Consider the following 14850-nt stretch of genomic DNA (forward strand, 5'->3'; position numbering starts at 1 on the left):
GACGGCCGAGGCGGCGATCCCGGGTTCGCACGTCCCTCGCCCGGGTAGAGGGGGTGCGTGAGCGAGGCACCCGAGGAGTTGGTGCGGGTCGACCCGGCTGAGCCCGGCTTCTCCCGCCGCCGCCGTGGGCGCGGGTGGAGCTTCTACGACTGCGCGGGCGACCCGATCACCGATCCCGCCGAGATCGCCCGCATCAAGTCCCTCGCCATCCCGCCCGCGTGGCAGGAGGTGTGGATCTGCCCCGACCACAGCGGGCACATCCAGGCCGTCGGCATCGACGTCGCGGGTCGGCGCCAGTACCGCTACCACGAGGAATGGCGCCGCCGCCGGGACCGGGAGAAGTACGAGCGGGTGCTCACGCTCGGGCAGGCCCTGCCCGAGGTGCGGGTGGAGCTGGCGCAGCGGCTGCGGGAGAAGGGCCTCGGCCGCGATCGCGTGCTCGCCGCCGGGGTGCGGATGCTCGACGTCGGTGTCTTCCGGCCGGGCGGTGAGGAGTACGCCCCCGGGGACGACGACGAGGACGGCACGTTCGGGCTCGCCACGTTGCGTCGGGAGCACGTGCGGCTGCGCCAGGGCGCGGTGGAGTTCTCCTACCCGGCGAAGGGCGGGGTGCCGCGCACGCTCGTGCTGCGCGACCCGCTGCTGCACGGCATCGTGAACTCGTTGCGCCGCCGCCGTGGCGGAGGGGAGGACCTGCTCGCCTACCGCGTCGGCCGCGGATGGCACGACGTGCGGGCCGAGGACCTCAACGCGGCGGTCAAGGAGCTGATCGGTGATCAGTTCAGCTGCAAGGACCTGCGCACCTGGAACGCCACCGTGCTCGCCGCCGTCACCCTCGCCGCCCGGGTCGCCCAGGACGGGGTGCCCGAGAAGGAACGCGCCCGTACGCGGGTCGTGAACCGCGCGCTCGAGGACGTCGCGGCCCACCTCGGGAACACCCCGGCGATCGCCCGCAGCTCGTACGTGGATCCACGCGTGATCGAGCGCTTCGAGGACGGCCGCACGGTGCTGCGGGCGTTGCGGAGTCTCCAGAACGGTTCGTCCGTGCCGGACCTGACGGAGGACAGCGCCCGCGCCGCGGTGGAGCGGGCGGTCGTCCGGCTCATCGCCTCCGACGCGGCGTGAGGCGCGTCAGTGCACGACCTCGTGCGTCCAGGTCTCCCGGGGCTGGTGGTGCAGCCGCCAGTAGTGCTCCGCGATGTCGTCGGGATCCCACGCCGTGCCCGGCGCGACCGGCCCGGCGACCGTGACGGTGGCGATGTGCAGGCCCGCCTCCCGGTACTGCAGGTCGAGGAGCGCGGCGAGCGTCCGGACGCCCGCCTTGCCCAGCGACAGGCTCACGTAGCCCGGCTTCGGTTCCGGCATCCCGCCGGTGACCAGGAAGGTGCCGCTGCCCCGGGCAGCCATCCGGGGGAGCACCTGCGCCGCGGCGGTGAGGGCGCCGACGACGTTGACCGACCACGCGGCGAGCTGGTCCGCCGCGGCGAGCTCACCGGGCGCGTCCGGTCGCACGAGCGCCACGTTGTACACGACGACGTCCGGCACGCCGAACCGCTCCTCCGCGGCGCTGAGCGCGGCGCGCAGCGCATCCTCGTCGGCGACGTCGGCGGCGAGCGCCAGCACGTCCGCACCGGTCGCCCGGATGCTCGCCGCGGCCGCGTCCACGGTCGGTTCCGACCGCGCCACGACCGTCACCGGCATCCCGCCTCGGGCGAACCTGCACGCGACCGACCGGCCGATCCCCGGCCCTGCTCCCAGCACCACTGCACCTGCCATGGCCGCGGACGGTAGGGCCTCACACCGGTGTCAAGGTCAAGGGCGTGCGTAGCCGCACCGTCCACGGGTACGCGACGGGCATGACTGGCAAGTTGGACGGAAAGCGCATCGCGATCCTCGCCACGGACGGTGTGGAGCAGGTGGAGCTCACCGAGCCGCGCGACGCCGTGACCAGGGAGGGCGCCCGCACGGAGATCGTCTCGGTGGCCGAGGGCGAGATCCAGGCGATGAACGGGGACATCACCCCGGCCGAGAAGTTCACCGTCGACAGGACTGCGGCGCAGGCGAAGGCCGCCGACTACGACGCCCTGATCATGCCCGGCGGAACCGTCAACGCCGACCGTCTCCGGATGGATGAGCACGTGCGCGACTTCGTGCGCGACGCGTTCCGGGCGGGCACCCCGGTCGGGGTGATCTGCCACGGCCCGTGGACCCTGGTCGAGGCCGACCTCGTCCGGGGCCGGACGCTCACCTCCTACCCGAGCCTGCGCACGGACATCCGCAACGCCGGCGGCAACGTCGTCGACGAGGAGGTCGTCACCGACAACGGCCTGGTCTCGAGCCGCAACCCCGACGACCTCCCCGCGTTCTGCGCGAAGATCGTGGAGGAGTTCGCGGAGGGCGCGCACCGGGTGCACGACCAGGGCGCGACCGTGTGAGCGCGACCGGGATGGGTGCGACCGGGTGACAGCGCGTCCCGGCGCTGCGTCAACCGTCACTCCATCGGGTAGTCATGCTCCATGACCGAGTGGCGCACCGGCGGCAACGGCACGCAGCAGTTCCCCGGTAGTCGTGCCGACGGGCGTGGAGAAGGCCCGCTCCAGCGTGCTGACCGCAACATGATCGAGCTGCTGCAGGAGCTGCGCGTGGCGCAGACCGGCGTGCAGATCCTGTTCGCGTTCCTGCTGACCCTCTCGTTCACCGAGCGGTTCGGCTCGGTGAACGAGACGCAGCGCTGGACCTACGTGGTCACGCTCCTGCTCTCGGTGGTCACGGCGGGGCTCTTCGTCGCCCCCGCAGCCGTGCACCGCGTCACGTTCCGGCGCGGGGTGAAGCCGGAGACGGTGCAGCTCGGGCACCGGTTGTTCACCCTCGGCCTCGGTGCGCTCGCGCTGACGCTCACCGGCTCCGTACTGCTCGTGCTCGACGTCGCGGTCGGGCTGTCGTTCGCGATCTCTTCCGCGGCGGCGGTCATGGTCGTGCTGTGCCTGCTGTGGTTCGTGCTGCCGATCCCGCTGCTGCGCCGCACGCGGCCGAACCCGGTGCCCCATCCCAACGACTGCGACGGAGGCGCGGGCGACGACGACGGGCCGTCGCCCGACGATCGGGCGACGGCCCGTGAGCCCTCCTCGGCCTGAGGGCCGGCGGTCTCCTACCCGGGCAGGTCGCGCGGCAGGTTCGCCGGACCGCTCTGCGGCTGCTGAGGGCTGCGGCCGACGTCCCCGCGCCAGCCGCCCTCCTCCTGGCCGCGGGACTCGATGAACTCCTTGAACTTCTGCAGGTCGCCCTTCACGCGCTGCTGCACGATGCCCAGCGCGTCGCCCGCCTTCTCGACGAACCCCGAGGGGTCGTGCTCGAGCTGCAGGGTGATCCGCGTCTTCCGGTCGTCGAGGCGGTGGAACGTCACGACACCCGACTGATGGGTGCCCCGATCGGTCCGCCATGCGACGCGCTCGTCGGGGTGCTGCTCGGTGATCTCGGCGTCGAACTCGCGCTCGACACCGGCGATCTTCGTGACCCAGTGCGTGCGCGTCGGTGTGAGCTGCTCGATGCGTTCGACGCCCTCCATGAACTTCGGGAACGACTCGAACTGCGTCCACTGGTTGTAGGCCGTGCTCACGGGCACGGCAACGTCGACGGTCTGCACAACCTCGGTGGTCATGCCCGAGGCGTACCCGACCAGCGCCCGTCTACCCGTCCTCGGTCATGCGCCGCCGCAGCTGGGCCACCGTCTGGGACAGCAGGCGCGACACGTGCATCTGCGAGATCCCGACGCGGTCGGCGATCTGGGTCTGCGTGAGGTTGCCGAAGAAACGCAGCAGCAGGATCATGCGCTCCCGCTCGGGCAGCTCGTCGAGCAGCGGCGCGAGCGTCTCGCGGTACTCGACCTTGTCCAGCTCGGCGTCGACGTCCCCGAGCGTGTCGGTGAGGGGCGTGTCGGCCCCGGCCACCAGCTCGTCGAGAGAGCTGCTGCGGTAGGCCTGCTGGGCGTCGAGGCCCTCCACGACCTCCTCGGCGGGCAGGCCGAGCCGGGCCGCGATCTCGCTGGGCCGTGGGGCGCGGCCGAGCTCCTGCGACAGCGGGCCGATCGCGCCGTTGATCGCGCTCTGCAGGTCCTTGAGACGCCGTGGCACCCGCATCGACCAGGTCCGGTCGCGGAAGTGCCTGCGGATCTCACCGGTGATGGTCGGGACCGCGTAGGAGAGGAAGTCGATCCCGCGGGAGGGCTCGAACCGGTCGACGGCGTTGAGCAGCCCGACCGTGCCTGCCTGCTCGAGGTCGTCGACCGGTTCCCCGCGGCCGGCGAACCGGCGTGCGATGTGCTGCACGACGGGCAGGTATCCGGTGACGAGCTTGGCCCGCAACGCCGGCCGCTCGGGGTGGTCGGGCGGCAACGCCGCGAACTCCTCGAAGAGCGGAGCGAGATGGGCGTAGTCGGAGTCCCGGGACGTGTCGCTCATCGCACGCCCTCGTCGCGCGGGAAGGCCGGGAGGTGCACGCGAAGACCTACCCGCGGCCTGCGGACCGGAAACTCGGCCGCTGGTACGTTCATAAGTCGCCCTGCCGTCGTTCTCCCGCACGCGAAGGTGATCTGCCGGTGTCGAACAGCACGTCCCCCGCGGTGCCGGACGCCCGCATCGCGGGCGATCTCGAGGACGGGATCGAGTACGAGCGCACCTATGTCCACATGTTGTACGAGCGCCTCGACGCGCGCCGCGCCGACACGGCCAAGCGGCTGTCGGACGTGCTGCACGACGAGACGGTGGGCACGCCTCAGGCGCTCACCGAGCGGGACGCCGCGGCCGCCATGTACACCGACCGCCTCGCCGCGTTGCGGGCCGCCGAGCACGGCCTCGCCTTCGGGCGCCTCGACGTCGAGGACGGCGAGCGCCGCTACATCGGCCGGCTGGGCCTGCTCGACGAGGAGAACGAGTACGAGCCGCTCCTGATGGACTGGCGGGCGCCGGCCGCGCGGCCGTTCTACACGGCCACCGCGGCGTCCCCCGAGGGCATCCGCCGCCGGCGGCACCTGCGCACCCGCCGCCGCGACGTCATCGCCGTGGACGACGAGGTGCTGGACCTCGACGACGCCACCGCGGTGTCCCAGTCCAGCGGCCTCACCAGCGAGGCCGCCCTGCTCGCGGCCGTCGACGCCCGCCGTACCGGCCGGATGTCGGACATCGTGGCCACCATCCAGGCCGAGCAGGACGCGATCATCCGCTCGAAGCCGTCCGGGGTGCTGGTCGTGCAGGGCGGCCCGGGTACCGGCAAGACCGCGGTGGCCCTGCACCGGGCCGCCTACCTGCTCTACACCCACCGGGATCGCCTCGCGCGCCGCGGCGTGCTCGTGGTGGGGCCCAACCCGACGTTCCTGTCCTACATCGGGCAGGTGCTGCCCTCCCTCGGCGAGACCAGCGTGGTGCTCGGCACGGTGGGGCAGCTGCACCCCGGCCTGGACGCGCGGCGCGCCGAGCCGGCCGTCACCGCGGCGGTGAAGGGCCGGGTGGAGATGGCTGCGATCGTCGCGGCCGCCGTCCGCGACCGCCAGCAGGTGCCCCGGCGGCCGGTCGAGCTCGTGGTGGAGCAGCAGCCGGTACGGCTCGACCGGGACGTCGCACACGCCGCGCGGACCAGGGCGCGCCGCTCCCGCAAGCCGCACAACGAGGCCAGGCGCATCTTCCGGAAGGAGGCCCTGCGCCTGTTGGCCGAGCAGGTGGCGCGCACCTTGACGAGCCCGGGACGGCGCGACCTGCTCGACGCGGGCGACCTGGCCGACATCCGCGACGAGCTCGCCGAGAGCGTCGCGCTCTCCCGCGAGCTGGACGCCCTCTGGCCGACCCTGTCGGCCGAGCAGCTGCTCACCGACCTGTTCGCCGACCGCAAGCGGCTGAACACGGTCGCCCGCCGGCTGCCGGCCGCCGACCGTGAGCTGCTCTACCGTCCCGCGCCCGCCGACGACGTGCCGGCCGACCTGCGCTGGACCCCGGCCGACGTCCCGCTGCTCGACGAGGCCGCCGAGCTGCTCGGCGACGACGGTTCGGAGGCCGCCGCCCGCGAGGCCGCCGCGCTGCGCGAGGAGGTGCTCTACGCGCAGGGCGTGCTCGACGTCCTCGACCTGGAGGAGGACCTCGACCCCGAGCTGCTGCGCGCCACGGACGTCGTCGACGCCGACCGGCTCGCGGAACGGATGCAGGTGCGCCGGTACGACTCCACCGCCGACCGCGCCGCCGCGGACCGCGAGTGGACCTACGGCCACGTGATCGTCGACGAGGCGCAGGAGCTCTCGCCGATGGCGTGGCGACTGGTGATGCGGCGCTGTCCGAGCCGGTCGATGACGATCGTGGGCGACATCGCGCAGACCGGTGACCTCGCCGGCGCACGCTCCTGGGACGAGGTGCTCGCGCCGTTCGTCGAGCGCCGGTGGCGCCTGGAACAGCTCACGGTGAACTACCGGACCCCGGCCGAGATCGCCGACGTCGCCGACGACGTGCTCGCCTCGATCGAGCCGAACCTCGCCCCGCCGCGCTCGGTCCGCAGCACCGGCGTGCCCCCGCGCGCCGTGCCCGCTCAGCAGGGCCGGCTGGAGGACACCGTCGCGAAGGTCCTCGCCGAGGAGGCCGGTGCGGTCGGCGACGGACGCACGGCCGTGCTCGTGCCCGCGGGCCTGCTGGACGGGCTGCGGACACGGCTGCTCGGCGGCGGCGACCAGGACGGCCAGGACGGCCAGGACCCCACGGAGGTGGACCTCACCGCTCCCGTGGTGGTGCTGCCGGTCTCGGCCGCCAAGGGTCTCGAGTTCGACGCCGTGATCGTGGTGGAGCCCGCCGAGCTGCTCGCCGAGTCACCGCGCGGGGGTGGCGACCTCTACGTCGCCCTCACCCGCGCCACGCAGCGGCTCGCGGTGGTGCACGCCGAACCGCTCCCGGCGATGCTGCGCAAGCTGCGCGACGGTGCCTGAGGCTCTGCCGCCGCCGGCCGCGGCCCTGCTGTCCGGGGTGCGCGTGCGCTGCATGGCCCTGCCCGAGGTGACCGAGGGCCTCACCCACGGAGCACCCACCTGGTTCGTGCGCGGGCGGCGGTCGTTCGTGAAGTTCGTCGATCCGGACGACCACCCCCAGCTCGACCTGCCGGAGGTGGCGATCTGGGCGGCGGCGCCGCCCGGGGCGCGGCAGGAGCTGACCGCTGCCGCGCCGGACCGCTTCTTCGAGCCCCGTTTCGGCGGCCGCGACTGGGTGGGGATGCGGCTCGACGCCGGGCCCGGTGGGCCGGACTGGGACGAGATCGGCGAGGTGATCGCCGACGCCTACCGGCAGGTCGCACCGAGGAAGCTCGTCGCCCGGCTCGACCACACCCCGGGCAGCTGAGTGGTGTGAGCCTCAGCTGCCCGGGGCGGGAACGGCTCCGAGCTGGATCATCAGGCCGAGCCGATCCGCCACCGTCCAGCGTTCCACCACGCGGCCGGCGCGGAGTCGCATCACCGTCTGTTCCAGGCTGCAACCGCAGCGTCGAGCGCCGCTCGGTTCTGCTCCGCCGACACAGTCGTCTCGCCCCCTTCGGCCGACAAACCGCTGGGATGAGGGCCGCCGACCGTACTCCCTGCGGCAAGGTGCTCGACCCGGCGCGAGGCCGATGGCCTACATCGGCGTCACGTACGCCCCGGAGATGCCGCCGTCCACGAGGAAGGTGGAGGCGGTGATGAAGCTGGCGTCGTCGCTGGCGAGGAACGCCACCGTGGACGCGATCTCCTCGGCGCGGGCGAAGCGGCCCATCGGGATGTGCACCAGGCGGCGCTGGGCGCGCTCGGGGTCGGCGGCGAAGAGCTCCTGCAGCAGCGGGGTGTCGACCGGCCCGGGGCACAGGGCGTTGACCCGGATGCCCTCGCGGGCGAACTGCACGCCCAGCTCCCGGGTCATCGCGAGCACCCCGCCCTTGGAGGCGGTGTAGGAGATCTGGGAGGTCGCGGCGCCCATCACCGCCACGAACGACGCGGTGTTGACGATCGCGCCGCGCCCCTGGCGCTGCATGTGCGGGATCACCGCCTTGCAGCACAGGAACACCGAGGTGAGGTTGACCTCCTGGACCCGCCGCCAGGCGTCGAGGCCGGTCTCGAGGATGGAGTCGTCCTCGGGCGGGGAGATTCCGGCGTTGTTGAACGCGACGTCCACGCTGCCGTAGGTGTCGACGGCCGCGGTGAAGAGTTCCTCGACCTGCGTCTCCGACGTGACGTCCGTCTGCACGAAGAGCCCGCCCACCTCGTCGGCGGCGGCCTTGCCGGGGCCGGGGTCGATGTCGGCGACCACCACGCGCGCCCCCTCGGAGGCGAGCCGGCGCACCGTGGCGAGCCCGATGCCGCTGCCGCCACCCGTCACGACCGCCGTGCGGCCGGAGAACCGTTCCGTCATGGGGGCGAGCCTAGAACGCGCCGTTCCGGGCCCTTCCCGGTGGATCTCGACTGCGGTCTACCGGTGCCCGCTCGCAGGCGCGACGCGTGCGGAGCCCGTCAACGGAGTGGTGTCCTCGTACCTGATCTCGTAGACGCGCTCGGTGAACCTCCAGCCGTCACCGGTGCGCCGGGTAGCGGTCGTGGTAGATGGCGAAGTTGAGCCCCTGCCTGCCATCGCGGGCTCGCCCGACCTCCGACATGTGCGCGCGGCCGGTCGCGGTGTCGCCGTCGAGCCGGATGATGCCCGGGTGCGTGTTCTGCACCAGGAACTCCACGTGGGCCCGCACCTGCCCGCCCCAGGCCCGGATCTCGTCCGGGCCGGTGAGCTCGACCGGGATGTCGGGCATCCGCAGCACGCCGTCCGGCGTGAACAGCGACGCGATGCGGTCGTAGTCGCGCATCATCACCGCATCGCTGAACTCGCCGCGCAGCGCCTCGATCTCGACCCGGTCCGCGATCGTGCGAACGTCGTCCATCCGTTGCCTCCTTGCCGCCGGTGTTCCTCCGCAGTACGACGACGTGGACCGTCCGGGTGTGAGGCGCCGGGTGGCCTCACAGTTCGGCGTGCCGTGTCGTCGAAGTGGTGAGGGCAGACGTGCGACCGAGGGAGCCGCCGGCACCATGAGCGAACCAGGCCTGAGCGCGATCATGAGCGAGCGTCGCCAGCTGATCAACCTCGCGTACCGGCTGCTGGGTTCGCTCGCCGAGGCCGAGGACGCCGTCCAGGAGACCTACACCCGCTGGTACGCCCTGTCCGCGCAGCAGCGGGCGGCCATCGCGGCACCGGGTGCGTGGCTGACGACGGTCGCCGGCCGCATCTGCCTCGACCTGCTCGGCTCGGCGCGCGCCCGGCGAGAGCGCTACGTGGGTGAATGGATCCCCGAGCCGCTGCCCGAACCGACGGAGTGGGGCACCGGGCGGCCGGGTGCCACCGCCGACCCCGCCGACCGGGTCACCCTCGACGAGTCGGTCAACATGGCGTTCCTCGTCGTGCTCGAGTCGATGACCCCCGCCGAACGCGTGGCGTTCATCCTCCACGACGTCTTCCGCTACCCCTTCGCCGACGTCGCCGAGATCGTCGGCCGGACGCCTGCGGCATGCCGGAAGCTGGCATCCTCGGCCCGCCGCCGCATTCGCGCGGCACGGGCTCCCGCGAGCCCGGCGGCCGAGCAGGCTCGCGTCGTCAGGGACTTCAAGCGGGCGTGGGAGGCCAAGGACATCCGCGCCCTCATCGGCCTCCTCGACCCGGACGCCACCGCGATCGCCGACGGTGGCGGCCTCGCCAGCGCCGAGCTCCGCCCGCTCGAAGGCGGCGAGCGGGTCGCGCGCGCCTGCGTCGAGATCGCCGCCCGACTGTCCGACATGACGCTCGTGGAGAGCACGGTCAACGGCCAGCCCGGTCTGGTCGGCCGGCTGAACGGCGTCACCGTCACGGTGTACGCCTTCGCCGTGGCGGACGGGCGGATCACGCACATCTGGGCGATACGCAACCCCGAGAAGCTGCGCCCCTGGACGGCGGGCGCCTGACGTACCGTCAGCGCCGCGCCGTTGCGGCCGCGGTGACCAGCGCCGCCATGAGCCGGACGTCGGTGGCGTCCTCCTCGGGGTGCCACTGGACGCCGACCACGAACGGGGAGCCTGCGAGCTCGACCGCTTCCACGAGACCGTCGGCGGCCCGGCCGGTCACGACGAGCCCGTCCGCCAGGCGGTCGAGGGCCTGGTGGTGGTGACAGCGCACGCTCGCCGCCCGGCCGAGGGCAGCGCCCACCCGGCTGCCGGCCTCCAGCGTGACCTCGGTCGTGCCGAAGACGCCGGGGGAGGGGTTGTGCCCGGGGTGGCCGACGACGTCGGGCACGTGCTGCACGAGCGTGCCGCCGAGCCCGACGTTGAGGACCTGCGCGCCCCGGCACACGCCGAGCACCGGGATCCCGCGATCGAGGGCTCGGCGCAGCACCGCGAGCTCGGCCGCGTCGCGCTCCGGGCGCGGCTGCCCGGTGCGGGGGTGCGGGGATGCGCCGTAGCGGTCGGGTCCGACGTCCGGACCTCCCGCGAGCACGACGGCGTCGAGGCGGTCCACCGCGGCCGCCGACTCCGGAACCGGCGGGAGCAGCACCGGCACCCCGCCCGCCGCGATCACGACGTCCGGGTAGGTGCGGGGCAGCAGCACGGCCTCGTGGTCCCAGACGCCGTAGCTCGCGCGCTCCCCGTACGCGGTGACCCCGATGACGGGGCGCGGCCCGGCGGCCGGATCGGGGCTGTGGGGATCAGAGCCGTTCGAAGCCACGCCTGCGCTCCCAGTCGGTGACCGCGACGTCGAAGGCCGCCAGCTCCACGCGTGCGGCGTTCGTGTAGTGCTCCACCACCTCGGTGCCGAACGCGGCCTCGGCCACCTTGGAACCGGCGAAGAGCTCCGCCGCATCGCGCAGCGTCGTCGGCACGCGGGAGCCCCCGGACTGGTAGGCGTTGCCGGCGTACGGCGGGGAGAGCGGCAGCGCGTTCTCGATGCCGTGCAGGCCGGCCGCGATCAGCGCCGCCACCGCCAGGTAGGGGTTGACGTCCCCGCCGGGCACGCGGTTCTCCACCCGCAGCGACGGGCCGTGCCCGACCACCCGCAACGCGCACGTGCGGTTGTCCAGACCCCACTCGACGGCGGTGGGGGCGAAGCTGCCCTCGGCGTAGCGCTTGTAGGAGTTGATGTTCGGCGCGAAGAGGTAGGTCAGCTCGCGCAGGCACGCCTGCTGGCCGGCGAGGAAGTGCGAGAACAGCTTCGAGAAGCCGTGCTCGCCGTCGCCTGCGGACACCGGGCCGTCCTCGCCCCGCAGGGAGATGTGGATGTGGCAGGAGTTGCCCTCGCGCTGGTCGTACTTGGCCATGAAGGTCAACGCCATGCCGGACTGGTCGGCGATCTCCTTGGCGCCCGTCTTGTAGATCGAGTGGTTGTCGCAGGTGGTGAGCGCGTCGGCGTAGCGGAACGCGATCTCGTGCTGGCCGAGGTTGCACTCGCCCTTGGCCGACTCCACGACCATGCCCGCACCGGCCATCCCGTTGCGGATGCGCCGCAGCAGCGGCTCCACCCGGGAGGTGCCGAGCATCGAGTAGTCGACGTTGTAGAGGTTCGCCGGTTCGAGGCCGTGGTAGGCCTTGCGCCACGCCGTGTCGAACGAGTCGGCGAACAGCATGAACTCCAGCTCGGTGCCCACGTCGGCGGCGAGCCCGTGTGCCGCGAGCCGGTCCAGCTGCGCGCGCAGGATCTGCCGCGGGGACGCGACGACGGGCGCGCCGTCGCTCCACTGCACGTCGCACAGCACGAGCGCGGTGGCCTCGTGCCAGGGCACAAGGCGGAGCGTGGGCATGTCCGGCACCAGCACGAAGTCGCCGTAGCCGCGTTCCCAGCTCGACATGGCGTAGCCGTCGACGGTGTTCATCTCCACGTCGACCGCGAGCAGGTAGTTGCACGCCTCCGCGGCGTGCGGCACCACCTCGTCGAGGAAGTACTGCGCGGCGCAGCGCTTGCCCTGCAGGCGGCCCTGCATGTCGGTGAACGCGAGGAGGACGGTGTCGATCGCGCCGTCGTCGACGGACGTGCGCAGCTCCTCGAGGGTGAGCATGCCGGGGCGAGCCATGGATGTCCTTCCGGGGGCGATCACGACGAACGGCACTCCCGCTCCGGCTGCACCGGCGGGAGTGCCGTTCGTCCATTCTTACGCTTACTTCGCTGGTGTCTCGGGCTCGGGCTCCGGGTCGGTTCCGGCGGTGGCCTTGCCGTTGGCCGATGAGCCGGACTTGGACCGGCTCCGGGTACCCGTGCCGCTCCGTCCGGTCCGGCCGTTGGCGGCGACCTCGGCCCGCAGCTCCGCGAGAAGCTCGGCCTTGAGCTCGGCCTTCAGCTCCTCCTTGAGCTCGGCCCTGACCTCGGGGCTGATCTCGGCCCTGGCCGGCTCGGCCGCGTCGGCCGTGCCGTCGGTCACGGGCTCCGGCTCCGGCTCCGCGTCGGCCACGACGACCGCGGGGGCAGCCGGACCGGTGGCCGCCGCGGGCTCGGTCTCGGCCCGGGTGCCCACCTCGCCCTCATCGGCGATCTGAGCGTCGGCGGCCTCGGTGTCGACTGCCTTGTCGTCGACTGCCTTGTCGTCGACTGCCTTGTCGTCGACTGCCTTGTCGTCGACTGCCTTGTCGTCGACTGCCTTGTCGTCGACTGCCTTGTCGTCGACTGCCTTGTCGTCGACTGCCTTGTCGTCGACTGCCTTGTCGTCGACTGCCTTGTCGTCGACTGCCTTGTCGTCGACTGCCTTGTCGTCGACTGCCTTGTCGTCCGCGGCCTCGGTGTTGGCGGCCTCGGTGTTGGCGGCCTCGGTGTTGGCGGCCTCGGTGTTGGCGGCCTCGGTCTCGGCGGCCTCGGTCTCGGCGGCCTCGGTGTCGGCCACGGCCGCGGGTGCCGCTTCGCCGGGGTCGGCCTTGTCGTCGGCCTGGCCACCGGCCGGGTCATCGGCCTTGTCGTCGTCGGCCTTCTTCTCGGCCTCGTCCGCGGCGGCCGTGTCGGTGGCCGGGCCCCCGGGGTTGTCGTTCCCGGCGTCGTCCCCCGGACCGTCACCGGACTTGCCGGCGGCTTCCCCGGTCTCGGCGCTCCCCGCCTTGCCATCGGCCTCGTCGTCGGCCGCGTCGGAGCTGCCGGCCTCCGTCGCCGTGACCTTCTCGGTGTCGTCCGGGGCGTCCTTGTCGGTGTCCTTGGTGGTGTCCTTGGTGGTGTCCTTGTCGGCGTCCACCTCGACCTTCTCGGCAACCGCCACCGCCGTGGTGGTGCCGGCCGCACCGGCGGCCGCCGTCGCGGCACCGGGGCCGGTCGTGCGGTGCGCCTCGACGTCGAGCTGCTTCTCGATGTTCATCAGCTCCTCTTCGGTGCCGGCTTCGCGGACCGGACCGGTGAACCAGTTGCGGGCCGAGAGCAGGTACCAGCCGCCGAAGAGGACCAGCGCGCCGAACACGGTGATCGGGGCGTAGTTCACCGACTCCCAGGCGAACTCCTCCGCGCCGGGAATGCCGTTGGGCGAGATCGGCATCAGGAACAGCACGCACACCAGCGCGATCCAGACGACCGCGATGGGGGAGATCCACTTGTAGTGGTTGCCGAGGCTCCAGGCGCCGTGCTCGAACGAGTCGCCCGCCTTGATGCGCAGGATGATCGGCAGCGCGAACGCGATGTAGAGGCCGATCACCGCGATCGAGGTGCCGACCGCGTAACCGACCACGCCGTTGGCGAGCGTGGGGATCATCAGGGCCCAGGAGAGCACCGAGATCGCGGTGACGGCGTTGACCGGCACGCGGTTGGCCGCGACCTTGCGCCACAGGGTGGAGAAGGGCACGGCCCGGTCGCGGGAGAACGCGAACATCATCCGGGACGCCGACGTCACCGACGCGGTGCCGCAGAACATCTGCGCGACCACGGCGATGAGCAGCAGGAACTCCGCCCAGGCCTCGCCGAGGGACTCGGTCCAGATGTAGACCACGGCGTTGCCGGCGGCGTCGAGGGTGCCCTCCACGTCCGGCACCGCGAACGTCACCGCGACCAGCAGGATGAAGCCGAAGACCACCGAGGCGACGACGGCCATCACCATGCCCAGTGCCGCTGACCGCGACGCCTGCCGCGTCTCCTCGCTCATGTGCGCCGAGGCGTCGTAGCCGGTGATCGTGTACTGCGACATCAGCAGCCCGAGGCCGAAGACGAACCAGACGGCCGAGTCGGAGAAGCCGGAGTTGTTGATCACCTCGCCGAACACGAAGCCGGCGGACTGGTGGGTGTCCGGAACCAGGATCAGGATGCCGACGATCACGACGACGCCGGCCATGTGCCACCACGCCGAGATCGTGTTGAGCCGGGCGAGGAGGTTGACGTTGAGCAGGTTCAGCCCGAGCTGCAGAGCGACGATCACCGTGAACGCGATGAAGATCGCGCCGGTGTCGGTGCCGACGAGACTCGGGAACCACAGGTTGAGCAGAGCCGTTGTGAAGATCGCGGAGCCGTACTGGATGGCTGCGGTGACCGCGATCTGTCCGACGAGGTTGAACCAGCCGGTGAACCACCCCCACGCCGGCCCGCCGAGCTTGGAGGCCCAGAAGTACAGCGCGCCCGCGGTGGGCATCGCGGAGGCGATCTCACCCATCGCCATGGCGACGAGCACGCAGAACACACCGACGAGCAGCCAGCCCCACGTGATGGCGACCGGGCCACCGTTGTTGAAGGCGATGTAGTACGAGGTCAGACAGCCGGCGAGGATCGAGATGATGGTGAACGAGATGGCGAAGTTGGAGAACCCGCCCATCTCTCTGTACAGCACTTGGGCGTAGCCGAGGCGATGCAGGATCGCTTCGTCGTCGGTGCGCTGGGCACCCTCGGTGGCGGCCACGGGGGCTCC

At 72.3% G+C, this 14850-nt stretch carries 14 protein-coding genes; 6 read left to right on the forward strand and 8 right to left on the reverse strand.

The window, feature by feature from the left end:
• Positions 1–57: 57 nt before the first annotated feature.
• The gene (locus FHX44_RS36395) at positions 58–1125 is read left to right on the forward strand and encodes a DNA topoisomerase IB (protein WP_147259915.1); all 1068 of its coding nucleotides are present in this window, start codon (positions 58–60) and stop codon (positions 1123–1125) included.
• A gap of 6 nt (positions 1126–1131) precedes the next feature.
• Here FHX44_RS36395 and FHX44_RS36400 read toward each other — a convergent pair whose 3' ends face one another.
• Positions 1132–1776, reverse strand: coding sequence for an SDR family NAD(P)-dependent oxidoreductase (locus tag FHX44_RS36400; protein ID WP_170309184.1), 645 nt, complete (start codon positions 1774–1776; stop codon positions 1132–1134).
• 80 nt (positions 1777–1856) lie between these two features.
• On the opposite strand from FHX44_RS36400, the gene FHX44_RS36405 reads away from it, so the two are divergent.
• Together FHX44_RS36405 and FHX44_RS36410 are read left to right on the forward strand one after the other, a co-directional pair.
• Positions 1857–2435, forward strand: coding sequence for a type 1 glutamine amidotransferase domain-containing protein (locus tag FHX44_RS36405; RefSeq protein ID WP_147259916.1), 579 nt, complete (start codon positions 1857–1859; stop codon positions 2433–2435).
• An 81-nt stretch (positions 2436–2516) separates the two neighbouring features.
• Positions 2517–3134, forward strand: a complete 618-nt coding sequence (locus FHX44_RS36410; RefSeq protein ID WP_147259917.1) for a DUF6328 family protein — start codon at positions 2517–2519, stop codon at positions 3132–3134.
• A 14-nt stretch (positions 3135–3148) separates the two neighbouring features.
• On the opposite strand, the gene FHX44_RS36415 is transcribed toward FHX44_RS36410, so the two are convergent.
• Positions 3149–3658: an SRPBCC family protein gene (locus FHX44_RS36415; protein WP_147259918.1), complete on the reverse strand. Its 510-nt coding sequence runs from the start codon at positions 3656–3658 to the stop codon at positions 3149–3151.
• Positions 3659–3686: 28 nt separating this feature from the next.
• On the reverse strand, positions 3687–4457 hold the full coding sequence (locus FHX44_RS36420; RefSeq protein WP_147259919.1) for an RNA polymerase sigma factor SigF: 771 nt from the start codon (positions 4455–4457) through the stop codon (positions 3687–3689).
• Positions 4458–4684: 227 nt separating this feature from the next.
• On the opposite strand from FHX44_RS36420, the gene FHX44_RS36425 reads away from it, so the two are divergent.
• Positions 4685–6955 (forward strand): ATP-binding domain-containing protein, encoded by a 2271-nt coding sequence (locus tag FHX44_RS36425; protein WP_147261752.1) that lies wholly within the window; start codon positions 4685–4687, stop codon positions 6953–6955.
• The gene (locus FHX44_RS36430; protein WP_246170782.1) at positions 6948–7361 is read left to right on the forward strand and encodes an MmcQ/YjbR family DNA-binding protein; all 414 of its coding nucleotides are present in this window, start codon (positions 6948–6950) and stop codon (positions 7359–7361) included. Before FHX44_RS36425 ends, FHX44_RS36430 begins: the two co-directional genes overlap by 8 nt.
• 270 nt (positions 7362–7631) lie before the next feature.
• Here the strand turns inward: FHX44_RS36430 and FHX44_RS36435 are convergent, their stop codons facing one another.
• Positions 7632–8399 (reverse strand): 3-oxoacyl-ACP reductase, encoded by a 768-nt coding sequence (locus FHX44_RS36435; protein WP_147259920.1) that lies wholly within the window; start codon positions 8397–8399, stop codon positions 7632–7634.
• 157 nt (positions 8400–8556) lie between these two features.
• Positions 8557–8916 (reverse strand): nuclear transport factor 2 family protein, encoded by a 360-nt coding sequence (locus FHX44_RS36440; protein WP_246170783.1) that lies wholly within the window; start codon positions 8914–8916, stop codon positions 8557–8559.
• Between the two features lie 145 nt (positions 8917–9061).
• On the opposite strand from FHX44_RS36440, the gene sigJ reads away from it, so the two are divergent.
• Positions 9062–9967: an RNA polymerase sigma factor SigJ gene (sigJ, locus tag FHX44_RS36445; RefSeq protein WP_147259921.1), complete on the forward strand. Its 906-nt coding sequence runs from the start codon at positions 9062–9064 to the stop codon at positions 9965–9967.
• 7 nt (positions 9968–9974) lie between these two features.
• Here the strand turns inward: sigJ and FHX44_RS36450 are convergent, their stop codons facing one another.
• The 3 genes from FHX44_RS36450 to FHX44_RS42955 form a co-directional block, all read right to left on the reverse strand.
• On the reverse strand, positions 9975–10724 hold the full coding sequence (locus FHX44_RS36450; RefSeq protein ID WP_147259922.1) for a gamma-glutamyl-gamma-aminobutyrate hydrolase family protein: 750 nt from the start codon (positions 10722–10724) through the stop codon (positions 9975–9977).
• Positions 10705–12048: a glutamine synthetase family protein gene (locus FHX44_RS36455; RefSeq protein WP_170309354.1), complete on the reverse strand. Its 1344-nt coding sequence runs from the start codon at positions 12046–12048 to the stop codon at positions 10705–10707. The genes FHX44_RS36450 and FHX44_RS36455 overlap by 20 nt, the downstream gene beginning before the upstream one ends.
• Positions 12049–12147: 99 nt before the next feature.
• Positions 12148–14841 carry an amino acid permease gene (locus FHX44_RS42955; RefSeq protein ID WP_246170784.1) on the reverse strand — a complete coding sequence of 898 codons (2694 nt, stop codon included), beginning with the start codon at positions 14839–14841 and terminating at the stop codon, positions 12148–12150.
• Positions 14842–14850: the final 9 nt, after the last annotated feature.

The organism is Pseudonocardia hierapolitana, from assembly GCF_007994075.1.
Classification (GTDB): domain Bacteria; phylum Actinomycetota; class Actinomycetes; order Mycobacteriales; family Pseudonocardiaceae; genus Pseudonocardia; species Pseudonocardia hierapolitana.

Excerpts from the sequence above, each read along its gene's own strand:
- FHX44_RS36400 (WP_170309184.1), bottom strand. The coding sequence starts at position 1,776 with ATGGCAGGTGCAGTGGTGCTGGGAGCAGGGCCGGGGATCGGCCGGTCG.
- FHX44_RS36405 (WP_147259916.1), top strand. The coding sequence starts at position 1,857 with ATGACTGGCAAGTTGGACGGAAAGCGCATCGCGATCCTCGCCACGGAC.
- FHX44_RS36410 (WP_147259917.1), top strand. The coding sequence starts at position 2,517 with ATGACCGAGTGGCGCACCGGCGGCAACGGCACGCAGCAGTTCCCCGGT.
- FHX44_RS36415 (WP_147259918.1), bottom strand. The coding sequence starts at position 3,658 with ATGACCACCGAGGTTGTGCAGACCGTCGACGTTGCCGTGCCCGTGAGC.
- FHX44_RS36420 (WP_147259919.1), bottom strand. The coding sequence starts at position 4,457 with ATGAGCGACACGTCCCGGGACTCCGACTACGCCCATCTCGCTCCGCTC.
- FHX44_RS36425 (WP_147261752.1), top strand. The coding sequence starts at position 4,685 with ATGTTGTACGAGCGCCTCGACGCGCGCCGCGCCGACACGGCCAAGCGG.
- FHX44_RS36435 (WP_147259920.1), bottom strand. The coding sequence starts at position 8,399 with ATGACGGAACGGTTCTCCGGCCGCACGGCGGTCGTGACGGGTGGCGGC.
- FHX44_RS36440 (WP_246170783.1), bottom strand. The coding sequence starts at position 8,916 with ATGGACGACGTTCGCACGATCGCGGACCGGGTCGAGATCGAGGCGCTG.
- sigJ (WP_147259921.1), top strand. The coding sequence starts at position 9,062 with ATGAGCGAACCAGGCCTGAGCGCGATCATGAGCGAGCGTCGCCAGCTG.
- FHX44_RS36455 (WP_170309354.1), bottom strand. The coding sequence starts at position 12,048 with ATGCTCACCCTCGAGGAGCTGCGCACGTCCGTCGACGACGGCGCGATC.